Below are 22525 nucleotides of genomic sequence, written 5' to 3' on the forward strand. Positions count from 1 at the left end.
CCGGTCCCACCCGTGTAGGACTCGCCCGTCACGCGGAGATCGCCACCCGGTACGGTTCGACACGTGAGTACGCCCCGAACCCGGGTGGCCGTCGTCTTCGGTGGTCGCAGCAACGAACATTCCGTCTCCTGCATCTCGGCGGGGAGCATCCTGCGCAACCTGGATCCGGAGAAGTACGAGGTCGTGCCCATCGGCATCACTCCCGAGGGCGCATGGGTCCTCGGCGACGCGGACCCCGCCGGCCTCGCCGCGGCCGGTCGCGAACTGCCCGTCGTCGCCGGTGACGGCTCCGATCTCGTGCTCACCGCGGATCCCACTCGTGGCGGCGACATCGTCGCCCTCGACGAGGCCTCCTACGGCCGGGTGCTCGCGTCGGTCGACGTGGTGTTCCCGGTCCTGCACGGCGCCTACGGCGAGGACGGCACCATCCAGGGTCTGCTCGAACTCGCGGACATCCCGTACGTCGGTCCCGGCGTCCTCGCCAGCGCCGCCGGGATGGACAAGGAGTTCACCAAGAAGCTGCTCGCGGCCGAAGGCCTGCCGGTCGGCTTCCAGATCGTCCTGCGTCCCGGCACCGCGACCCTCACCGAGGAGCAGAAGAACCGCCTCGGCCTGCCCGTCTTCGTCAAGCCCGCCCGCGGCGGATCGTCGATCGGCATCAGCCGCGTGGCCGACTGGGCCGCCTTCGACGACGCCGTCGCGAAGGCCCGGCAGCACGATCCCAAGGTCATCGTCGAGTCCGCGATCCTCGGCCGCGAGGTGGAGTGCGGCGTGCTCGAGTTCCCGGACGGCGACGTCCGCGCGAGTGTCGTCGCCGAGATCCGCATGCCCGACACCTCCGGCGACCACGAGGCGTTCTACGACTTCGACACGAAGTACCTCGACGACGTCTGCGAGTTCGACGTCCCGGCCAAGCTCGACGAGGAGATCTCCGACCGGATCCGCGAGCTCGCGGTCCGGGCGTTCCGCGCCCTCGACTGCCACGGTCTGTCCCGCGTCGACTTCTTCGTCACCGAGGACGGACCGGTGATCAACGAGATCAACACGATGCCCGGTTTCACGTCGATCTCGATGTACCCGCGGATGTGGGAGGCCACCGGCGTGGAGTACGCCGAGCTGCTGTCGATCCTGGTGGAGACGGCGCTCGCACGGGGGACCGGCCTGCGCTGACGGCACACGGCCTGTCGGGTTCCGCGAGGACCCGACTAGGCTGGACACATGACTGCCGTGACCCCCGACTCAGCTGCGACCGACGCCGGCACGGACACCCGTGAGGCCGTCCACGAGGCCGCGCGTCGCGCCCGCGTGGCCTCGCGTCGTCTCGCGCTGCTCACCACCACCGAGAAGGACGCGGCTCTGCACGCCGCGGCCGACGCTCTGCTCGCCGCCGCCGACACCGTCCTCGCCGCGAACGCGGAGGACATCGAGGCCGCCCGCGCCGGTGGCACCGAGGAGGCCATCCTCGACCGGCTGCGCCTGACCTCCGCCCGGATCGACGGGATCGCCGCCGGCCTGCGCCAGGTGGCCGGCCTGCCCGACCCGATCGGCGGAGTGGTCCGCGGCTCGACGCTGCCGAACGGTCTCGAGCTGCGCCAGGTGCGCGTCCCGCTCGGCGTGGTCGGCATGGTCTACGAAGCGCGTCCCAACGTCACGGTCGACGCCTTCGGTCTCGCCCTGAAGTCCGGCAACGCCGCACTGCTGCGCGGCTCGTCGTCCGCGGCCCGGTCGAACGCCGCGCTCGTCGAGGTGCTGCGTGCCTCGCTCGAGAGCCGGGGCATCCCCGCCGACGCCGTGCAGCTGCTGCCGAGCGCCGACCGCTCGTCGGTGACCCACCTGATCCAGGCTCGCGGCCTGGTCGACGTCGTGATCCCGCGCGGTGGCGCCGGTCTGATCGCCGCGGTGGTCCGCGACGCGACCGTCCCCACGATCGAGACGGGCACCGGCAACTGCCACGTCTACGTCCACTCCGCGGCCGATCTGGAGATGGCCGAGAAGATCGTGATCAACGCGAAGACCCGCCGGCCCAGCGTGTGCAACACCGCCGAGACGATCCTCGTCGACAAGGCGATCGCCGACACCGCCGTCCCGAAGCTCCTGCAGGCGTTCCAGCAACACAGCGTGACGGTCCACGGCGACCTGCCCGGCCTCGTGCCCGCGACCGACCAGGACTGGTCCGACGAGTACCTCTCGCTCGACGTCGCCCTCGCGGTGGTCGACGACCTCGACGCCGCCGTCGACCACATCGACCGTTACGGCACCGGCCACACCGAAGCGATCGTCACCTCGGACCTCGCCGCTGCGCGGGAGTTCACGACGCGCGTGGACGCCGCAGCCGTTATGGTCAACGCTTCGACGGCGTTCACGGACGGCGAGCAGTTCGGATTCGGCGCGGAGATCGGCATCTCCACCCAGAAGCTGCACGCCCGCGGTCCGATGGGTCTGCCCGAGCTGACGTCGACGAAGTGGGTGGTGTGGGGCGACGGCCACACCCGCCCCGCCTGATCGAGACCGGCCCGACGAAAGGAACCAGCGTGGATCGTGCGCTGCCCGCCACCCCGCCGATCTTCGCGGACGTCCAGGACGTCGTCGATCGTCTGGCCGGTACCGGATATCTCGCCGACAAGTCCACCGCGACCGCGGTGTTCCTCGCCGATCGCCTCGGCAAGCCGTTGCTGATCGAGGGACCCGCGGGCGTGGGCAAGACCGAACTCGCCCGCGCCGTCGCCGAGACCTCCGAGGCCGAACTCGTGCGCCTGCAGTGCTACGAGGGCGTCGACGAGTCCCGCGCGCTGTACGAGTGGAACCACGCCAAGCAGATCCTGCGCATCCAGTCGGCGGGGGCGACCGCCGCGGCGGGGGAGTCGTGGGACCGCACCAAGGAGGACGTCTTCTCCGAGGAGTTCCTGCTGTCGCGGCCGCTGCTCACCGCGATCCGGCGTCAGGATCCGACCGTGCTGCTCGTCGACGAGGTCGACAAGGCCGACGTCGAGATCGAAGGCCTGCTGCTCGAGGTGCTCAGCGACTTCGCGGTCACCGTGCCCGAGCTCGGCACCATCCGGGCCACCCGCAAGCCGTTCGCGGTGCTCACCTCGAACGCCACCCGCGAGCTGTCCGAAGCGCTCAAGCGCCGATGCCTGTTCCTGCACCTGGACTTCCCCGATGCCGACCTCGAACGGCGCATCCTCGCCAGCCGGGTCCCCGATCTGCCCGACGCGCTCGCCGAACAGCTCGTGCGCACCGTCCGGGTACTGCGGGGCATGCAGCTCAAGAAGGTGCCCTCGGTGGCCGAGACGATCGACTGGGGCCGCACCCTGCTCGCGCTGGGTCTCGATACCCTCGACGACACCGCGCTGCGCAGCACGCTCGGCGTGATCCTCAAGCACCAGTCCGACCAGGTCCGCGCTGCCGCCGAGCTCCGGCTGAACTGACATGGCGGCCGCGCACCTTCCCGGATCCGGGGCGCCCCCGACTCCCCACGGACTGCCCGGGCACCTGGTCGGATTCGTCGAGGCGCTGCGTCGCCGCGGCATCGCGGTCGGGCCGTCCGAGACGGTCGACGCCGGACGGGTCATGACGGTGCTCGATCTCCTCGACCGGGAGGCCCTCCGCGAAGGTCTCGCGTGTACCCTGCTCCGCCGGTCCACGCACCGCCCGACCTTCGACGCCCTGTTCGACCTGTGGTTCCCACCCGCGATCGGACGTCGCGAGGCCACCGGCCCGCAGGTGAGCATCCCGCGCACCCCCACGGGGGAGGTCGACTTCGAGGCCCTGCGCGACCTCATTGCCGAGTTGCTGTCCGACGAGTCGCCGGAGGCACTCGAGGCCTCCGAGATGCTCGTCTCCGCCATCGTCGAGGAACTCGGCCAGTACGCGTCGTCGAACGGCCCGTCCTTCTCGGCCTATCAGGCGCTGCGCGACGTCTCCCCGGAGACCTTGCTCACGAAGATCCTCGAGGGTCTGCTCGGCAACGGCACCCGTGAGGAACGCGACGACGCCGCCTACGAGAGCGAGGTCGCGCGGCGCACCGCCGCCCAGCGCATCGCCGATTTCCGGGCGATGGTCGAACGGGAGACCCGCCGGCGCACCGCCGAGCAGGTCGGCCGCGAACGAGTCGAGAAGTACGGGGTGCCCAAGCTCGCCGAGGAGGTCGACTTCCTGCGCGCGTCCGACGCGGAACTCGTCGCCCTGCGCCGCAGCGTCATGCCGCTCGCGCGTCTGCTCGCGAGCCGTCTCGCCGCGCGCCGCCGGCGCGCTCGTGCCGGCGCCATCGACCTGCGACGCACCCTGCGCAAGTCCATGTCTACCGGTGGCGTGCCCATCGATCTGGTCAACCGCAAGCCCCGTCCGGCGCGTCCCGAGCTCGTCGTGCTCTGCGACGTCTCCGGTTCCGTCGCCGGCTTCTCCCACTTCACGCTGCTGCTCGTGCACGCTCTGCGCGAGCAGTTCTCCCGCGTGCGCGTGTTCGCGTTCATCGACACCGCCGACGAGGTCACCCACTATTTCAGTGCGGGCTCCGATCTGGGCGAGTCCATGTCGCGGATGCTGAAGGAAGCGGAGCTGATCACCTACGACGGTCACTCCGACTACGGACACGCCCTCGGCAGCTTCGCGGAGAACCACGCACACGCCCTCACCAGCCGCAGCTCACTGCTGATCCTCGGCGACGGTCGCACGAACTACCGCAATCCGAACCTCGAAGTCCTCGAACATCTCGTGTCCGTCGCACGGCACGCGCACTGGCTCAATCCCGAGCCGAAGGGACAATGGGGTTCGGGGGATTCGGCCGCCAGGGTCTACAGCGAGGTCGTCACGATGCACGAGTGCCGGTCGGCGCAGCAGCTCGCAACGGTGGTGGCGAGTCTGCTCCCCGTGTGAACCCGTAAGCTGGACAACCGTGCATCAGCCAACGGATCGGCCCTCGGCCCCCAGGCGCCGCCTGGGCGTCATGGGTGGAACGTTCGACCCGATCCATCACGGACACCTCGTGGCGGCCAGTGAGGTCGCCGCGAGCTTCGACCTGGACGAAGTGATCTTCGTGCCCACCGGGCAACCCTGGCAGAAGACCGGACGCGACGTCAGTGCCGCCGAGGACCGTTACCTGATGACGGTGATCGCAACCGCATCCAACCCGCGGTTCTCCGTCAGCCGCGTCGACATCGATCGACGCAAACCCACCTACACCGTCGACACGCTGCGCGATCTCAGCGAGCAGTATCCCGACGCGGATCTGTACTTCATCACCGGCGCGGACGCCCTGGGATCGATCCTGTCCTGGCAGGACTGGCAGACCCTGTTCGACCTCGCCCGCTTCGTCGGGGTGTCCCGGCCCGGATACGACCTGCACGCCGAACATCTGGCACCGCATCTGGACGATCTTCCGCCGGAGGCGGTGAGCCTGGTGGAGATCCCGGCACTGGCGATCTCCTCCACGGACTGCCGCAGGAGGGCACGCGAGAACCGTCCCGTCTGGTATCTGGTGCCCGACGGAGTGGTGCAGTACATCAGCAAACGCCGGCTCTACCGCACGAATCCGCACCCCGACGGAGATCCCGTCTCGGTGTTCGACGGAAACACCCCCGGCACCATCGAGAGAAAGAGCACGCAGTGAGCGCAACGGCAGAAGCCACGGAGATGGCCCGAATCGCAGCCCTGGCCGCCGACGAGAAACTCGCCACCGACGTCGTGGTGCTCGACGTGTCCGAGCAGCTGGTGATCACCGACTGCTTCGTCATCGCGTCCGCACCCAACGAGCGTCAGGTCAACGCCATCGTCGACAACGTCGAGGAGAAGCTGCGTCTGGCCGGCCACAAGCCCGTCCGCCGCGAGGGCACCCGCGAAGGACGGTGGACCCTGCTCGACTACGTCGACGTCGTGGTGCACATCCAGCACGAGGACGAGCGCAACTTCTACGCCCTCGACCGCCTGTGGAAGGACTGCCCGACCATCGAGGTCGACGGTGTGGGCGGCCCCCGTTCGGCGATCGACGCCGCCGACTCGCCGGAGGACGTGTGAGCCATCCGGGGGAGGGGGCGCAGAGCCCACGGGTGCGGCAGCTGGTCCTGCTGCGCCACGGTCAGACCGAGTACAACGCCACGCGGCGGATGCAGGGACAGCTCGACACCGATCTGTCCGAACTCGGCCGACGGCAGGCGCTCGCCGTCGCCGACGTGATCGCCCGGTTCGATCCGCTCGCCGTCGTCTCGTCCGATCTGCGCCGCGCCTACGACACCGCGACCGCGCTCGGTGACCGCATCGGCCTGCCGGTCGCGATCGACACGCGCCTGCGCGAGACGCATCTCGGCGAATGGCAGGGCCTGACCCACACCGAGGTCGACGCCGTGGCCCCGGGCGCGCGCAGCGCGTGGCGCGCCGACGCGACCTGGGCACCGCCGGGGGGCGAGAACCGCGTCGACGTGGCACGGCGCAGCATCGCCGTCGTCGGCGAACTGCTCGACAAGTACGAGGACTGGAACGATCGGCCCATCGTGCTGGTCGCGCACGGGGGCCTGATCGCCGCGCTCACCGCGGCCCTGCTCGACCTGCCGGTCGACCGGTGGCCCGTCCTCGGCGGTCTCGGGAACACCGGCTGGGTGCAGCTCAGCGGATACGGCGAGGTGCCGTCCTGGCGCCTCGACGTGTGGAACGCGTCGGCCACGGTGGCGCCCGATGACGTCCTCTGAACCCACGCCGATCGAGACCGACGCCGCTCCGCGGCGCCCGGTCCTGCTGGTGATCGGCGACTCGCTGAGCTATTACGGTCCGAAGGGCGGTCTGCCCGCCGACCATCCGCAGATCTGGCCCAACCTGGTCGCGGCCGAACTCGGCTGGGACATCGAACTCGTCGCCCGGATCGGGTGGACCACACGCGACGCGTGGTGGGCCATGACCCAGGACCCGCGGGTATGGGCCGCGATCCCGCACGCCGGGGCTGTCGTCCTCGCCGTGGGCGGGATGGACACTCTGCCGTCCCCGCTGCCCACCGCACTGCGGGAAGGCCTGCGCTACATCCGCCCGCCGGCCCTGCGTCGCGCGGCGCGTAACGCCTATGGGTGGTTGCAGCCGCGACTGTCGCCGCTCGGGCGTCCCGTGGCGCTCCCGCCCCGGGTCAGCGTCGAGTACCTCGAAACGATCAGGGACGCACTGGCATACATGCGCCCCGATCTGCCCGTCATCGGCACCCTGCCGTCGGTGCACCGCAGCGAGCAGTACCGGTCGGTGCATGTCGGCCGGCTCCCCGCGGCACGCGCGATCACCCGCTGGGCGGCCGAGAAGTCGGTTCCCCTCGTCGATCTCGCCGAAGCGGTGCGGGAGAACGTCTTCTCCGACGACGCCAATCCCGACGGGATCCACTGGGGTTGGGAAGGACACCGTCGCGTCGCCTCCGCTGTCGGCGATGCGGTCCGGATCGTGCATCGGGATGCGGAAATCCCGGTGGAGGGCCTACGGTAGGCGTCGTGTCCGTCGTCGTCGTCACAGATTCGTCGAGTTGTATCGACCCCGAACTGGTCCGTCGGTACGACATCCGTGTTGTGCCACTGCACATCATCGCGGGCGGACGCGACCTCCGCGAGGGCGTCGACGAGTTGCCGGACGACCTGTCGACCGTGACCACCTCCGGGCCGTCGCCCGCCGAACTGACCGACGCCTACACCGAGGCGCTCGAGGCCAGCGGGGGAGACGGCGTCGTCGCCGTGCACCTCTCGCGTGTGCTGTCCGGGACGTGGGACGCCGCCCGGCACGCCGCAGAATCGCTGGGCGACCGGATCCGGCTCGTCGATTCGCGGAACACCGCCATGGGTTCGGGTTTCGCCGTTCTCGAAGCGGTGCGCGCCGCCCGGGCCGGAGCCGATCTGGCGCGGGTGTACGACCGGGCCGTGGAGGTCGCGGCGTCCGCCCGGACCCTACTCGTCGTCGACCGGCTCGACCACCTGCGTCGCGGCGGCCGGATCGGCACGGCCACAGCGCTGTTGGGTACCGCGCTCGCGATGAAACCCGTGCTGCACATCTCCGACGGCAAGCTCGTCCTGCGGGAGAAGACCCGCACGATGACCAAGGCGATGGCCAAACTCGTCGACGGAGCCGCAGCCGATGTCGGCGACGAACCGCTCGTCGCGGTACACCACCGCGAGGCACCCGAGCGGGCCCGCAGCCTCGCCGATCAGCTCGCGCAGCGCCTTCCGGAGGGTACCGAGATCGTCGTGTCCGAACTCGACGCGGTTCTCGGCGCGCACGTCGGGCCGGGCGCGGTCGGTGTGGTCGTCGCCTCCGCGGCGACCGGTACCACCGAGGACTGACCACCTACACCACCTCCCGGCCCGGATCATGCCGGTGGAGGCCCGATCCGGGCATTCATCCACAGGGGTGCTGGTCATCCACAACCTGGGCCGGATCGGCGCCGACACCGAATCCGGCGTTCGCGGACGCGGTTAGCGTCGCGGCATGGCGAGCAGTGACCACCGTGATCTCGCGCGCACCCGCCTCGGCGCAATCACGCGTTCCTCGGCGATGCCCGCGGAACCGCCCTGGACCGAAGACACATCGACCGACGACCACCCCTGGGCGGATCCCGACGACGGCGACGAACCCCTCCACAGCGGTCCCGGCCGGGAACGATTCGTCGATCGGCTGACCGCCGCGCGATGGGACACGGGACGACGGGGAACCGCAGCTCTCGCCGCGATCGGAGTGCTCGCCGCCGCAGTGGCTCTCGTCGTCGTGTGGCGCGACCGGCCGGTCCCCGAACCGGTACCGCCGCTGCCACGGGTCGAAGTCGTGGACACCGCAGAGCCGTCCGCCACGAAGGAGACGGACACGGCACAGCCGGATTCCGCCGAGTTCGTCGTCAGCGTCGTGGGCGCGGTGACACGGCCCGGACTCGTGCGGCTGCCGGCAGGGTCCCGTGTGGCCGACGCGCTCGACGCGGCCGGCGGTACCGTCGACGGCGCCGACCTCATCGGCCTGAATCTGGCCCGGCGGGTCGCCGACGGTGATCAGATCGTCGTGGGAATCGCCCCGCCCCAACCTGTTCCGCAGACCAGTGGAATCGTCGGGGTGCAGGCACCGGGCGATGCTCCACCGGAGGAAGGCGGGCTGGTGGACCTCAACACCGCCGACGAGACCGCGCTCGACGCGCTGCCGGGAGTCGGTCCCGTGACGGCCGCGGCGATCGTGTCGTGGCGCGACACCAACGGACCGTTCACGGACGTCGAACAACTCGGTGAGGTCGACGGGATCGGACCGGCGCGACTGGCCAGGCTGCGTGAACTGGTGACGGTGTGACCGTCCGCAACGACAGGTCCGATTCCGCAACGGTTCTCGACGCCAGGTTGGTGCCGTGCGCGTTGGCCGCGTGGGGCGTGACGCTTCTCGGGTTGTACACGGGATGGCGGATCGTCACCGTCGTGGCGGTCGCGGCCGTCGTCGGATGCGCCGTGACGGTCCGTCTCGTCGCGACCGGGCGTATCCCTCGCGGAGGTGCACGGATCCTCCTCGCCGCACTGGCCGTCGTCGCGGGATTCGGGCCGGCTGCCGGTCTCCGGATGTGGGCCGCCGACCAGCACCCGATCGCCTCCGCAGCGGAAAGGGGAGCGTGGGCCGGTGTCGTTCTCGTCCCCACGGACGACCCGCGGCGCATCCGGTCCGCGGCCTTCGACGACACGCCCCGGGTACGCATTCCGGCACGGCTCGAGCAGGTGACGGTCGGTGGACGATCCATGGACACCGGGGGATCGGTGGTCGTGTTCGCGCCGGCCGACTCGTGGGGAGATCTCCTGCCCGGACAGTCGGTCACCACACGGGTGCGGGTCGCGCCGCACACCGGGCCGGGCACCACGGTGGCGGTGCTCCGCGCGGAGAACGCGCCCACGGCCCTCGGCCCGCCACCGATGTGGCAGCAGTGGGCGGGCACGGTGCGCGACCGACTCACGCAGGTGAGTTCCGCCGTGCTTCCCGCTGATCGGGCCGGACTGTTGCCCGGTCTTGTGGTGGGCGACACCACCGCGCTCACCGACGAGGTGCGCGAGGACTTCCGGGTGGCCGGACTGACGCACTTGACCGCCGTGTCCGGAGCCAACGTCAGCATCGTCCTCGGCGCGGTGCTGCTGCTCGTGCGCGCGGCGGGACTCGGCCCGCGTTCCGGGACCGTCCTCGCCGCAACGGCTCTCGTCGCCTTCATCGTCGTGGTCCGTCCGTCGGCGAGTGTGGTGCGCGCGGCGGCGATGGGATCGATCGGGCTGCTGGCATTCGTGACGGGTCGTGAGCGACAGGCACTTCCCGCACTGTGCACCGCGGTGGGCGTGCTGCTCGTGCTCGTGCCCGACCTCGCCGTCGACGTCGGGTTCGCGCTGTCGGTGTCCGCGACGGCGGCGCTCATCGTCGCCGCGCCACCGGTCGTGACCCGACTCGTGGATCGCGGGTGGCCGCGTCCCGTCGCGGAAGTCATGGCGATGTCGCTGGTCGCGTTCGCGGCGACCGCACCTCTCGTCGCGGCGGTGAGCGGGACGGTGAGCGTCGTGTCGGTCGCGGCCAATGTCCTCGTCGCCCCGGTACTCGCGCCACTGACGGTCCTCGGCTCGCTCGTCGCGGTAGCCGCTTTCGTCGTCCCGTGGGCGGGGGAGATGCTCGCACGCGGCACTGGGCCCTTCCTGTGGTGGCTGATCTCGGTGGCCGACCGGGCGGCCTCGATGCCGTCGGCAGAGTTCGAGGTGCCGGACGGACCGGCGGGGGCACTCGTCGCGGCCGTACTGGTCGTCGTGGTGTGGTCGGTGGCTCGTCACCGGCGGGTGCGGATCACGGCTCTCGTGATCGCGGTGGCCGTCGCGGCGGTGTGGCTTCCGGTGCGGATGCTGCGGCCGGGCTGGCCCGGAGCCGAATGGGTCCTCGTCGCATGCGATGTCGGCCAGGGCGATGCACTGGTATTGGCGACGGGGGACGGACGCGCGGTCGTCGTCGACACCGGGCCCGAGCCGGAACCCGTCGATCGGTGCTTGCGCCGGTTGCGGATCCGCGGTGTCGCGCTGCTCGTCGTGTCGCACCTGCACGCCGACCACGCGGGCGGAATCCGTGGTGTGCTCGGCGGGCGCTCGGTCGAGGCGGTCGTGGTCGGGCCGGGCGCTGCGAGTGACGACGCGGCGGACGTTCTCGACCCCGCGATCGAGAGCGGTGTCGTCGTGCGGGAAGTGGCCGCCGGTGCGGTCCTGCGCGCAGGCGATCTCGAGATCCGGGTGGTGGGACCGGCCGCACGCGGGACGGGCGGTTCCGAGAACGACGACTCCCTCGTCCTGGTGGTCGATACTGTCGTGGGGCGGATCCTGCTGCCGGGCGACGCGGAGGAGGCCGCGCTCGACGCACTCGTGCGGTCGGGCATCGACGTGCGTGCGGACGTGTTGAAGGTGCCGCACCACGGCTCGCGCACCACTCCTGCCCGGTTCCTCACCGCCGTGCGGCCGAGCGTCGCCCTCGTCAGCGCCGGGCGCGACAACCTGTTCGGGCATCCGCATCCCGAGATCGTGTCCGCCCTGGCCGGAATGGGGGCGCGGGTGTTGCGGACCGACCTGCACGGCGACGTCGCAGTGGTCCGTGCCGGTTCCGGGGCGCTCGCGGTGGTGTCGGACGTGCGTGGCACGATCGAACCGTGAGCGACGCGTCCCTGCATCTGGTCCTCGGTGAGGAAGAACTGCTCGTCGACCGTGCCGTCGCGCAGATCGTGTCCGATGTCCGCACGCGCAGCGAAACTCCCGGTGACCTCCCCGTCTCCCGGCTGCGCGCCGGCGACGCGGGTGTGCCCGAACTTGCCGAGCTGCTCAGCCCGTCGCTGTTTGCAGAAGAACGCATCGTGATCCTCGAATCCACGGCCGACGCCGGGAAGGACGCCGCGGCGCTGATCCTCGACGTCGCCGGCGATCCGCCTCCGGGCGTGACGCTGGTGATCCTCCACAGCGGTGGCGGTCGCACCAAGGCGATGGTGCCCGCCCTGCGCAAGTGCGGCGCCGAGGAACACATGTGTGCCGCTCCCGCGAAGGCGGGGGAGAAGGCTGCGTGGGTGCGAACGTTCGTCCACAAGGAGTTCCAGGCCGCGGGCGTGCGGGTCTCGGGCGACGTCGAACAGCTCGTCATCGAAGCGGTGGGATCCGACCTGCGCGAACTCGCCGCTGCGTGCAGCCAGCTCGTGGCCGACACCGGCGGCAAGATCGACGCTGCGGCCGTGCGGCGTTACTACTCGGGCAAAGCCGAGGTGTCGGGATTCGACGTGGCCGAGAAGGCCGTGGCCGGCGACACGGCCGGTGCGCTCGAAGCACTACGGTGGGCGATGCACCGCGGTGTCGCCCACGTGCTGCTCGCCGATGCCCTCGCCGACGCCGTGCACACCATCGCCCGGGTCGGCTCCGCCGGTCGCGGCGACCCGTTCTCCCTCGCGTCGTCGCTCGGTATGCCGCCGTGGAAGGTGAAGAAGGCGCAGGCGCAGGCGCGCACATGGGCGCCGGCGTCGATCGGGACCGCACTCACGGTGGTCGCTGCGCTCAACGCCGACGTCAAGGGAGCGGCCGCCGATCCGGACTACGCTCTCGAGCACGCCGTGCGGGTCATCTCCGAACTGGCGGCCTGAGCCGTCCGCGTCGATCCCGCTTCCGGGGCGGCGTCATGTCTGCCGTTCAATGCCACGAAGGCCGTCCCCGGCGGGGGACGGCCTTCGTGAAGCAGAGCCTGCGTCTACTACCTCGGAGCGATGAACTCAGAGCTTGTTGGCAAGCTTCGCGAGAGCAGACTTCTTGTTGGCGGCCTGGTTGGGGTGGATGACACCCTTGCTGGCAGCCTTGTCGAGCTGACGGCTGGTGGCGACGAGGAGCTCGTTGACCTTGTCCTTGTCGCCGGCGGCCGCAGCCTCGCGGAACGAACGGATCGCCGTACGAAGCGACGACTTCACCGACTGATTCCGGAGTCGGTTGCGCTCGTTGGTGCGAATCCGCTTCACCTGGGACTTGATGTTGGCCACGCGTAAAATCCTGTCGTCTTGCTGGTAGCTGGTAGGAAAGCTCTGGGTGCATCTGAGCACCGATGGACAAGGTTACCAAGAACGGATCGCAAAGCCCAAACCGGCGGTCGAATCACCCTTCTCACCGGCCTGATCGTTTCGGCCAGGACGACGCGCACCTGACTGTTGTTGTTGCGTGCCGCCGCGGGAGGGCATCTACATGGGCGGACACGCCACGGCGCACGATGTCGTTGTCGAGGTCACGGCGCTTGCGTAATCTCCCTCACAGCGCGAACGGCGAGTTCGCGGCTGCGGTGCATCGACTCGAAGTGTTCTACCACCAGGTTCCGCCTGCGTGCGGGACCGCGAACATCGAGGTGACCCATGGAACCCCCACGCGATCCCGAATCCCGACTCGACGAAGATCTCGCGCGCCAGACATCCCTGGAGATCAGAGACCCCGGTGAGTTCTCCGACCTGCGGAAGTACGTGGCGGAGGCGATCGGAACCTTCCTCCTGGTGTTCTCCGCGGTGGGCACCGCGGTGTTCGCCGGAACCTATGTCGGCCAGCTCGGCGTCGCATTGGCGTTCGGCCTGACCCTGCTGTTCCTCGTGTACACCATCGGCCCGATCTCCGGATGTCACGTGAACCCGGCGGTGACGCTCGGTCAGCTCATCGTCGGTCACGTGACCCCGGTGCGCGCCGTGGGCTACTGGATCGCGCAGGTCGTCGGCGGTCTGATCGCCGGTCTGACGCTCTACGCGGTGGCGTCGTCGCTGCCGAGCTACGACCGTGCCGCCGACGGGCTCGGGGCGAACGGCTGGGGCGCGCACAGCCCCTCGGCCGTGCACGGCCCGCTCGGCGGTGTGCTCGAGAACGGCTACGGCATCGGCGCGATGATCGTCGTCGAGGTCCTGCTCACGGCCGTGCTCGTGTTCGTGGTGCTGGGTGCGACCGACCAGGTCGCCGACGCACCGATCGCCGGCATCGCCATCGGCTTCACCCTCGCGGTGATCCACCTGATCTCGATCCCGATCGACAACACGTCGGTCAATCCCGCCCGCAGCCTCGCCGTCGCCTTCTATCAGGACGGTGCGCTCGGGCAGCTATGGGCGTTCATCGTGTTCCCGCTCATCGGCGGCGCGCTCGGAGCGCTCGTCTACACCTTCCTCTTCGGACGGCGGTACGGGCTCCGGGCCTCCTGAGGCCCTGCGGTCGGGACGCGGCCCGGTTCAGCTCCAGCCGAAACCGGTACGGAGCCGGGCCGCGACCTGATCGAAGCGTGCGCGGGGAAGGATCGCACCCTCGCGGCGGATGCCGTCCTCGGGGACGTCGAGCACGCGATCGAGACGCACCCAGCTCGGGCGGTTCTCGGCGTCCCACTGTCCGGAGCCGATTCCGAGCCAGTCGCGGTGACCGTCGCGGTCGGAGTTCGACGAGAGCATCAGTCCGAGCAGCGTCCTGTCGTCACGGCCCACGACGAGCACCGGGCGGTCCTTGCCCTGCGTCGGATCCTCCTCGTAGGCCACCCAGGTCCACACGATCTCGCCCGGATCGGCGCGACCGTCGAGGTCGGGGGAGTACTCGAGGCGGCGGGCACGCTGCGCCGTCGGCGTGGTGCGCGACGCCACCGGCCGACCGGGGGCCGGACGCTTCGTACCGGACGGGGTCTTCGCAGCACCCGGCTTCGGCGTCGCGGTCCCGGACGCGCCGGGCTTCGGTGCCGCGGTGGTACCGCTCCCCGAGGTTCCGCTCGCTGTGCCTGCCTGGCCGGCCGCGTTCAGCGCGGCGCGCGCCTTGTCGAGCGCCCCGGACTGCTGCAACTGCTGGTAGATCTTCGGACCCTGCTCGACGGCGAGACGCCCCAGCTGCCTGCCCAATTTCTTCCATGTACCGGCCACGGGAACCGAGCTTAACCGGAGCTGAACCGGGCGAAGTCCCGGCCGCCGCCCGACTTGGATATTCTGCAGGGTGACCGCGGTCTGCAGGCCGCTGCCAGTCCGAGTCAGGAGCACGACATCAGCACCTTCGCCGACACCACGTTCACGGACCCCGCAAAGATCCGGAACTTCTGCATCATCGCGCACATCGACCACGGAAAGTCGACGCTCGCGGACCGGATGCTGCAGCTCACCGGGGTGGTCGAGGAGCGGCAGATGCGCGCCCAGTACCTCGACCGCATGGACATCGAGCGCGAGCGCGGCATCACGATCAAGGCGCAGAACGTACGTCTGCCGTGGAAGCTCGACGGCGAAGACTATGTGATGCACCTGATCGACACCCCGGGCCACGTCGACTTCACCTACGAGGTCTCCCGCGCGCTCGAGGCGTGCGAGGGCGCGGTCCTGCTCGTCGACGCCGCACAGGGCATCGAGGCGCAGACCCTCGCCAATCTCTACCTCGCGCTCGACAAGGACCTGACGATCATCCCGGTCCTCAACAAGATCGACCTGCCCGCCGCCGACCCCGACCGCTATGCCGGTGAAATCGCGAACATCATCGGCTGCGAGCCGTCCGACGTGCTCCGGGTCTCCGGCAAGACCGGCGAGGGCGTCCCCGAACTCATCGACGCCGTGATCCGCCAGGTGCCGCCGCCGGTCGGTGACGCCGACGCGCCCGCCCGCGCCATGATCTTCGACTCCGTCTACGACACCTACCGCGGTGTCGTGACGTACGTGCGTGTGGTCGACGGCAAGATCGTGCCCCGCGAGAAGATCAAGATGATGTCGACGGGCACGACCCACGAACTGCTCGAGGTCGGCATCGTCTCGCCCGAACCCAAGGCCACCGCCGGTCTCGGCGTCGGCGAGGTGGGCTATCTCATCACCGGCGTGAAGGACGTGCGTCAGTCGAAGGTCGGCGACACCGTCACCACCGCCCGCAACGGTGCGGAGGAGCCGCTCACCGGCTACCGCGAACCGCGCCCGATGGTCTACTCCGGCCTGTATCCGGTCGACGGCTCCGATTATCCGGTGCTGCGCGACGCGCTCGACAAGCTCCAGCTCAACGACGCCGCGCTCACCTACGAGCCCGAGACGTCCGTCGCCCTCGGATTCGGTTTCCGCTGCGGCTTCCTCGGTCTGCTGCACATGGAGATCACCCGCGAGCGTCTCGAGCGTGAGTTCGGCCTCGACCTGATCTCCACCGCCCCCAACGTCGTCTACCGCGTCGTGCTCGAAGGCGGCCAGGAGGTCGTCGTGACGAACCCGTCCGACTGGCCCGAGGGCAAGGCGCGCGAGATCTACGAACCGATCGTCAAGTGCACCATCATCGCGCCGAGCGAGTTCATCGGCTCGATCATGGAACTGTGCCAGTCGCGGCGCGGTGAGCTCGGCGGCATGGACTATCTGTCCGAGACCCGCGTCGAGCTGCGGTACACGCTGCCGATGGCCGAGATCATTTTCGACTTCTTCGACTCGCTGAAGTCGCGTACCCGCGGCTACGCCTCGATGGACTACGAGGAGGCCGGCGAGCAGGAGGCCGCGCTGGTCAAGGTCGACATCCTGTTGCAGGGCGAGGCCGTCGACGCGTTCAGCGCGATCGTCCACAAGGACGCCGCGGCCGCCTACGGCAACAAGATGACGACCAAGCTCAAGGAACTCATCCCGCGGCAGCAGTTCGAGGTGCCCGTCCAGGCCGCGATCGGCTCGAAGATCATCGCCCGCGAGAACATCCGGGCGATCCGCAAGGACGTTCTCGCCAAGTGCTACGGCGGCGACATCAGCCGTAAGCGCAAGCTGCTCGAGAAGCAGAAGGAAGGCAAGAAGCGGATGAAGACGATCGGCCGCGTCGACGTGCCGCAGGAAGCGTTCGTCGCCGCGCTGTCGTCCGAGGCATCGTCGGACAAGCCGAAGAAGTAGCCGTCCCTGCTACGACGCCCACCGGAAGGATTCGCGTGCTCGACACCTGGCTCACCCGTGAACTCGGAATCTCCGTTCCTCTGCTGGGTGCGCCCATGGGTGGCCGGGCCGGTGGGCGGCTCGCCGGCGAGGTGACGCGGGCCGGCGGCCTCGGCCTGATCGGCGCTGCCCGCTACAACACCGCCGAATGGATCGAGGGCGAGGTGCGCACCGCCCGCGAGATCGGCGGTGGGCCCGTGGGATTCGGTCTGATGACCTGGGCGCTCGCCGACGACGACAGCCTCCTCACCGCCGTGCTCGAGCACCGGCCGCAGGTGGTCACGCTCTCGTTCGGCGATCCCGCACCCTACGTCGAGCGCGTCCACGAGGCCGGGGCCGTCGTCCTCTCGCAGATCAACACGATCGACGATCTCCGGGTGGTCGAGGCCGCGGGTGTCGACGCGGTGATCGCGCAAGGACACGAGGCCGGTGGGCACACGGGCCGGATCGGCACCCTCCCGCTGCTGCAGGAGGTGCTCGAGTCGACGTCGCTGCCCGTGCTCGCCGCGGGCGGCATCGCCACGGGTCGCGGTCTGGCGGCGGTGCTCGCAGCCGGTGGGCAGGGCGCCCTGGTCGGGACGGCGTTGCTCGCCAGCCCGGAGACCGTCGGCCCCGACTACGCCCGCGGCCGGCTCGTGGAGGCCGGCAGCGCCGACACCGTGTACACCGACGTCTTCGACAAGGCCCGGCACCAGCCGTGGCCGGCGCGCTGGGGCGGACGCGCCCTGCGCAATGCCTTCACCGACGAGTGGCACGGCCGGGGCGCCGACGAGGACACCCTCGCCGCGACGTACACCGGCGACGATCCCGACATCGGTGTGGTCTACGCGGGGGAGGCCGCCGGACTGGTGCGGTCCGAGCGACCCGCGGGCGAGGTCATCCGGGGAATCGCCGAGCAGGCGGAGACCCTGTTGTCCCGCTTCCGCTGAGGACGGCATCGGCACACGGACGTCTCCACTCGAGTTAAGGTGAGCCTCACCTGAAATGGAGGTCGCCCATGCGTCGAGTCGTTCTCTCCGCCGTAGCGCTCGTACTGTTCGCCGTCCCGACCCTCGTCGCATGTTCGTCGGACACCGACGAACCCGCGACCGCCGGTGGCGAGACCGTCACCGTCGAACACTCCTACGGCACGACGTCGATCGAGGGCACACCCGAGCGGATCGTCGCGACCTCCAGCCAATGGCTCGACGCCCTCGTCGAACTCGGAGTGCAGCCGGTCGCGTACTACAGCGCCGGCTCGTACGGCGACGATCGCGGCCTCTACCCCTGGCAGACCGACGTCTCTCCGGATGCGGTGGCGCTGAGTCCGACGGCGGAGACGTCGGTGCCCGTCGAGGAGGTGGCCGCTCTCGAACCCGACCTGATCCTCGGCGCCTGGCAGATCGCCTCGCAGAACGACTACGACACGATCTCTGCGGTCGCACCGACGATCGGGACTCTCGGCGACACCGGCGTGGATCGCTGGGACGAACAGGTGCGCGTGCTCGGTGAGGTCCTCGGCCGCACCGACGACGCCGAGCGGATCATCGCCGACCGCAACGCCGAGATCGAGGAGGCCGCTCTGCCGGGATTGGAGGGCCGGACCGCCGCGTTGTCGCAGTACGTCACCAACGAGCAGCAGGTCGTCGTGGTCGCCGATCCGGACGACGGTGCCGCTGCGCTGTTCACGCAGCTGGGCATGACGTTGCCGCCCGCGCTGGTCGCGGAGGGCGGAGCCTCCCAGGGGCGGGTCGTGCTCGGCCCCGAACGCGTCGACGCCCTGGTCGCCGATCTGCTGATCATCCTGCCGCGCGGCGGAACCGAGCAGGACCTGATGGCCCTGCCCGGATTCGACCGGCTGCCCGCCGTCACCGGAGGCGGTCTCGCCGTCGTCGACTTCCCGACGGTCGTCGCGTTCAACACGCCCTCGTCGCTGTCGATCGGCTATGCGCTCGACGTGATCCGGCCGCAGCTCGAGGCGGTCGCGAACGCCTGAGACCGGCTCACGGCCCGAGATGCGCGGGCCGGAAGTTGCCCGCCCCGATCTCCCGCTCGGCGCGGATGACGTGGACGACGGCATTGATGAGCGCCAGGTGGGTGAACGCCTGCGGGAAGTTCCCCAGATGGCGTCCGGTCTCGGTGTCGATCTCCTCGGCATAGAGCTTCAGGGGGCTCGCGTAGTCGAGCAGGCGCTGGCACAGGGCGGCCGCCCGCTCGACCTCACCGATCTCGACGAGCGCCGAGACCAGCCAGAACGAGCAGATGGTGAACGAGCCCTCCTTGCCTGCGAGCCCGTCGTCGGTGGTCTCCACCCGGTAGCGCAGCACCAGCCCGTCCTCGGTGAGTTCGTCGGCGATCGCCAGCACCGTGGCCCGCACCCGGGGGTCGTCCGCGGGCAGGAAACGCAACAAGGGGATCAGCAGAGCCGAGGCGTCGAGCGACGGGTGGCCGTACCGCTGGGTGAAGACGCCGCGTTCGTCGACGCCGTGTTCGAGGACGTCGGCCTTGATCTCCTCGGCGATCGCCGCCCACTTGCGGGCGTAGTCGGGGCGGCCCTGCAGCTCGGCGAGTTTCGCGCCGCGATCGAGGGCCACCCAGCACATGACCTTCGACGACACGAAGTGCTGGGGTTCGCCCCGCACCTCCCAGATGCCGCGATCGGGCTTGCGCCAGTTGGCCGCCGCCTCCTCGACCTGCCGCCGCAGGGTGTGCAGCAAGGTCTGGGGGAAGTGCCCGCGGGACTTGACGTGCAGGTACACCGAGTCGAGCAGCGTGCCCCAGATGTCGTGCTGCTGTTGGTGATAGGCGTCGTTGCCGATCCGGACCGGGGTCGCGCCGTCGTAGCCGCTCAGATGCGCGAGGGTGGACTCCGGCAGTTCGCGCTCGCCGCCCACCCCGTACATGACCTGGAGCGGATATCTCATGCCGTCCGCGTCGCGCGAGACGTCGAGGATGAACGAGAAGAAATCGTCGGCCTCCCGGTCGAACCCGAGTGTGTACAGGCCCCACAATGCGAACGTCGAATCACGCACCCATGCGTAGCGGTAGTCCCAGTTGCGCCTTCCGCCAGGGGTTTCCGGCAGTGAGGTCGTCGACGCGGCGAGCAGCGCCCCGGTCGGGCTGTAGGTCAGTCCCTTGAGCGTCAGCGCGCTGCTCTGCAGGTAGGTGCGCCACGGGTGATCGGGGAAGCGGCCCGTCGTGATCCACTCGCGCCAGTAGTCCTGGGTGGCGGCCATCTTCACTGCGGCCTCGTCGAAGGTGTGCGGCATCGGGCAGTCCGACCACGACAAGGCGACGAACGCCGTGTCGCCCTTGTGGAGTCGACGACGCGCGCGGACCTCGCGGTCCTCGATCCCAAGGCGCAGATCCGTCGTCATGCGCAGCGTCGGATGTTCGTCCGGCGCATTCCGGCACACGGCGGTGGCCTCCTCGTAGACCTTGCCGGTGTAGCTCCACTCGGTGCGGCCGCGGTGGTAGTCGAAGGCGGGCTCGCAGCTGACGTACAGATCCACCGTCCCGTTCACACAGCGCACCGTGCGCAGCAGCATGTGCTCGGACTCCCAGTCGGACGGGGTCCGGCGGTGCGTGGTCGAGCGCTCCTCGACGTCGTACCAGGGCGCCATGACCAGCGCGTCCCGCACGATCATCCAACCCGTGTCGGTCTGCCAGGTCGTTTCGAGCACCAGACCGCCCGGCAGGTACCGGCGTGCCGCAGGAACGGTGCGGTCGTGCGGCGACAACCGGAAATGTCCCGCGCTGCGGTCCAGCAGCGACCCGAACACACTCGGGGAGTCCGGACGGGGCACGCACATCCACTCCACGGTGCCGTCACGCGCGATCAGACAGGTGCTCTCGCAATCCGAGAGGAATGCGTAGTCGTCGATCGGCGGGAACGGACTCCGTCGGAAGGGTGCCCCCGACAGCGGTGAGGAGGAGTGGTGGTGGTCCATCCCTCCATGATCACCGCGGGCCGGGCGGATCGCAGCGCGGTTGCCGAACCTACTAGGGTGTAGGCAATGGATCGGGTGGCTTCGTGGTGGGACGGCTTCGAGCTGTGGCTCGCGGGCCTGTCCTTCGTCCCCCAGGTGGCCCTGGTGCTCGCAGTGCTGGTGCCGGCCTGCTTCGGGGTCGCATGGCTGCTCGATCGGGCGATGGCCGGTGTCTTCGGACTGCTCGGCCGCGGAGAGACGGACTCGCCCGCCACGACGACGGAGGATTGCTGACATGCCGCGTTCGCGCGTGACCCTGGCGCTGATCGCGCTGCTGATCATCGTCGTCGTCGCATGGCTCGTCTCCATGTGAGCATGCCGCTCGCGCATCCGGTTCGGTGCTCGACGCCCGGTGTCCGAATCGTCGATTTCGGTCGACCCTCGACCTCTGCTAATCTCTGCCGCGTGTCCGCGACCACTCTGCCCCGCATCCGCCACGAGTTGGCGTTGATCGCTGTGGGCATGCCTTCGGTCGCCGACATCGACTGTTGTCGCTGAACACTTCTTCTCTCCGCGGTCCCCATCTTCCGGATCCTCTCGTCCGTCGGTGCCGCATCCTCGCGAATCCCGGCCGGTCCGATTCCGGCAGCCCCTCGTCCGGTGCCGGTCGCGTTCATCCCCCTCGAAACAGCCCCTCAGGAGGCTCGTCATGAAACGTTCCAGGTTCGTCGTCGCGGCGTTCGCCGCGGTCACCGCCCTCTCCCTCACCGCCTGCGCCGGCGGTTCGAGCGACACCGTCGGAGCCGAGAGCGGCGGCGACGGATCCGGCGGCACGATCAACCTCTACGCCTACGCCGTGCCCAAGGTCGGATTCGACTCGCTGATCCCCGCATTCGAGGCGACCGAGGAGGGCGAGGGTGTCGTCTTCCAGCAGTCCTACGGCGCCTCCGGAGACCAGTCCCGCAAGGTGCGCGACGGCGCCGAGGCCAACTTCGTGAACTTCTCCGTCGAGCCCGACATCACCCGCCTCGTCGACGCCGGTCTCGTCGACGAGAACTGGAACGACAACGCCTACAACGGGATTCCGTTCGGATCGGTCGTCACCATCGTCGTCCGTGAGGGCAACCCGAAGAACATCCGCGACTGGGACGACCTGCTCCGTCCGGACGTCGAGGTCGTCACCCCCAACCCGTTCAGCTCGGGTTCGGCGAAGTGGAACCTGCTCGCGCCCTATGCCGCGAAGAGCAACGGCGGCGCCGACCCGCAGGCCGGCATCGACTACGTCACCGCATTGGTCACCGACCACGTGAAGGTGCAGCCGAAGTCCGGTCGCGAGGCCACCGAGACCTTCCTGCAGGGCACCGGCGACGTGCTGCTGAGCTACGAGAACGAGGCACTGTTCATCGAGCGCAACGGCGACCCCGTCGAGCACGTCACCCCGCCCGTCACCTTCAAGATCGAGAATCCCGCAGCGGTACTGAAGAACGCGAAGGACGTCGAGGTCGCGCAGGCGTTCAACGACTTCCTGTACACCCCCGAGGCGCAGCGCCTGTGGGCCGAGGCCGGCTTCCGGCCCGTCGATCCGACCGTCGCCGAGGAGTTCGCCGACGAGTTCCCGCAGCCGGAGAAGCTGTGGACCGTCGCCGATCTCGGTGGCTGGGAGACCGTGAACGAGGAGCTGTTCGCCGACAGCACCGGCACCATCGCGGTGATCTACGACAACGCGACGAAGTAGAGCACGCGCGTG

Annotated in this window: 22 protein-coding genes; 19 read left to right on the plus strand and 3 right to left on the minus strand. The window is 69.6% G+C overall.

Annotation, left to right across the window (positions count from 1 at the left end; all coding sequences use genetic code 11):
- Positions 1–63 precede the first annotated feature (63 nt).
- The 12 genes from B9C99_RS05475 to holA all read left to right on the plus strand — a co-directional run bounded on the left by B9C99_RS05475 (position 64) and on the right by holA (position 12604).
- Positions 64–1170 (plus strand): D-alanine--D-alanine ligase family protein, encoded by a 1107-nt coding sequence (locus B9C99_RS05475; RefSeq protein ID WP_172414872.1) that lies wholly within the window; start codon positions 64–66, stop codon positions 1168–1170.
- A gap of 48 nt (positions 1171–1218) precedes the next feature.
- Entirely contained in the window at positions 1219–2502 is a 1284-nt protein-coding gene (locus tag B9C99_RS05480) for a glutamate-5-semialdehyde dehydrogenase (protein WP_006554515.1), read from the plus strand.
- 29 nt (positions 2503–2531) lie between these two features.
- On the plus strand, positions 2532–3428 hold the full coding sequence (locus B9C99_RS05485) for a MoxR family ATPase (protein ID WP_088897194.1): 897 nt from the start codon (positions 2532–2534) through the stop codon (positions 3426–3428).
- Between the two features lies 1 nt (position 3429).
- Positions 3430–4875 (plus strand): VWA domain-containing protein, encoded by a 1446-nt coding sequence (locus B9C99_RS05490; protein WP_088897195.1) that lies wholly within the window; start codon positions 3430–3432, stop codon positions 4873–4875.
- A gap of 70 nt (positions 4876–4945) precedes the next feature.
- Complete coding sequence (nadD, locus tag B9C99_RS05495; protein ID WP_143543545.1) at positions 4946–5608, plus strand: nicotinate-nucleotide adenylyltransferase; 663 nt, start codon at positions 4946–4948, stop codon at positions 5606–5608.
- Positions 5605–6012 carry a ribosome silencing factor gene (gene rsfS / locus B9C99_RS05500; RefSeq protein WP_016694085.1) on the plus strand — a complete coding sequence of 136 codons (408 nt, stop codon included), beginning with the start codon at positions 5605–5607 and terminating at the stop codon, positions 6010–6012. The genes nadD and rsfS overlap by 4 nt, the downstream gene beginning before the upstream one ends.
- Complete coding sequence (locus B9C99_RS05505) at positions 6009–6680, plus strand: histidine phosphatase family protein (RefSeq protein ID WP_026061546.1); 672 nt, start codon at positions 6009–6011, stop codon at positions 6678–6680. The genes rsfS and B9C99_RS05505 overlap by 4 nt, the downstream gene beginning before the upstream one ends.
- Positions 6667–7449: a diglucosylglycerate octanoyltransferase gene (octT, locus tag B9C99_RS05510; protein ID WP_088897196.1), complete on the plus strand. Its 783-nt coding sequence runs from the start codon at positions 6667–6669 to the stop codon at positions 7447–7449. The genes B9C99_RS05505 and octT overlap by 14 nt, the downstream gene beginning before the upstream one ends.
- A gap of 5 nt (positions 7450–7454) precedes the next feature.
- Positions 7455–8294 (plus strand): DegV family protein, encoded by an 840-nt coding sequence (locus B9C99_RS05515; protein ID WP_088897197.1) that lies wholly within the window; start codon positions 7455–7457, stop codon positions 8292–8294.
- A gap of 145 nt (positions 8295–8439) precedes the next feature.
- Positions 8440–9279 carry a ComEA family DNA-binding protein gene (locus B9C99_RS05520; RefSeq protein WP_088897198.1) on the plus strand — a complete coding sequence of 280 codons (840 nt, stop codon included), beginning with the start codon at positions 8440–8442 and terminating at the stop codon, positions 9277–9279.
- Positions 9276–11636, plus strand: coding sequence for a DNA internalization-related competence protein ComEC/Rec2 (locus B9C99_RS05525; RefSeq protein ID WP_088897199.1), 2361 nt, complete (start codon positions 9276–9278; stop codon positions 11634–11636). The genes B9C99_RS05520 and B9C99_RS05525 overlap by 4 nt, the downstream gene beginning before the upstream one ends.
- Positions 11633–12604 carry a DNA polymerase III subunit delta gene (gene holA / locus B9C99_RS05530; RefSeq protein WP_088897200.1) on the plus strand — a complete coding sequence of 324 codons (972 nt, stop codon included), beginning with the start codon at positions 11633–11635 and terminating at the stop codon, positions 12602–12604. The genes B9C99_RS05525 and holA overlap by 4 nt, the downstream gene beginning before the upstream one ends.
- Positions 12605–12730: 126 nt before the next feature.
- On the opposite strand, the gene rpsT is transcribed toward holA, so the two are convergent.
- Positions 12731–12991: a 30S ribosomal protein S20 gene (gene rpsT, locus B9C99_RS05535; RefSeq protein WP_006554505.1), complete on the minus strand. Its 261-nt coding sequence runs from the start codon at positions 12989–12991 to the stop codon at positions 12731–12733.
- A gap of 363 nt (positions 12992–13354) precedes the next feature.
- Here rpsT and B9C99_RS05540 point away from each other — a divergent pair, with 363 nt between their 5' ends.
- The gene (locus tag B9C99_RS05540; protein ID WP_016694095.1) at positions 13355–14176 is read left to right on the plus strand and encodes an aquaporin; all 822 of its coding nucleotides are present in this window, start codon (positions 13355–13357) and stop codon (positions 14174–14176) included.
- A 27-nt stretch (positions 14177–14203) separates the two neighbouring features.
- Here the strand turns inward: B9C99_RS05540 and B9C99_RS05545 are convergent, their stop codons facing one another.
- The gene (locus B9C99_RS05545; RefSeq protein ID WP_088897201.1) at positions 14204–14872 is read right to left on the minus strand and encodes a type II toxin-antitoxin system PemK/MazF family toxin; all 669 of its coding nucleotides are present in this window, start codon (positions 14870–14872) and stop codon (positions 14204–14206) included.
- Positions 14873–14935: 63 nt separating this feature from the next.
- On the opposite strand from B9C99_RS05545, the gene lepA reads away from it, so the two are divergent.
- From lepA to B9C99_RS05560, 3 genes are all read left to right on the plus strand, one after another.
- Entirely contained in the window at positions 14936–16831 is a 1896-nt protein-coding gene (gene lepA, locus B9C99_RS05550) for a translation elongation factor 4 (RefSeq protein WP_237451241.1), read from the plus strand.
- Between the two features lie 35 nt (positions 16832–16866).
- On the plus strand, positions 16867–17799 hold the full coding sequence (locus B9C99_RS05555; protein WP_088897202.1) for a nitronate monooxygenase family protein: 933 nt from the start codon (positions 16867–16869) through the stop codon (positions 17797–17799).
- 68 nt (positions 17800–17867) lie between these two features.
- Positions 17868–18845: an ABC transporter substrate-binding protein gene (locus B9C99_RS05560; protein WP_088897203.1), complete on the plus strand. Its 978-nt coding sequence runs from the start codon at positions 17868–17870 to the stop codon at positions 18843–18845.
- A 7-nt stretch (positions 18846–18852) separates the two neighbouring features.
- Here the strand turns inward: B9C99_RS05560 and B9C99_RS05565 are convergent, their stop codons facing one another.
- A complete protein-coding gene (locus tag B9C99_RS05565) occupies positions 18853–20799 on the minus strand; it encodes a glycoside hydrolase family 15 protein (RefSeq protein WP_016694100.1) in 1947 nt (648 codons plus the stop codon).
- Between the two features lie 66 nt (positions 20800–20865).
- On the opposite strand from B9C99_RS05565, the gene B9C99_RS05570 reads away from it, so the two are divergent.
- From B9C99_RS05570 to B9C99_RS05575, 3 genes are all read left to right on the plus strand, one after another.
- On the plus strand, positions 20866–21072 hold the full coding sequence (locus B9C99_RS05570) for a hypothetical protein (RefSeq protein ID WP_016694101.1): 207 nt from the start codon (positions 20866–20868) through the stop codon (positions 21070–21072).
- A 171-nt stretch (positions 21073–21243) separates the two neighbouring features.
- Positions 21244–21336 carry an Ms4533A family Cys-rich leader peptide gene (locus tag B9C99_RS26330; RefSeq protein WP_315899260.1) on the plus strand — a complete coding sequence of 31 codons (93 nt, stop codon included), beginning with the start codon at positions 21244–21246 and terminating at the stop codon, positions 21334–21336.
- A 151-nt stretch (positions 21337–21487) separates the two neighbouring features.
- Positions 21488–22513: a sulfate ABC transporter substrate-binding protein gene (locus B9C99_RS05575; RefSeq protein WP_088897204.1), complete on the plus strand. Its 1026-nt coding sequence runs from the start codon at positions 21488–21490 to the stop codon at positions 22511–22513.
- Positions 22514–22525: the final 12 nt, after the last annotated feature.

Source organism: Rhodococcus sp. BUPNP1, assembly GCF_002215235.1.
GTDB lineage: Bacteria > Actinomycetota > Actinomycetes > Mycobacteriales > Mycobacteriaceae > Rhodococcus.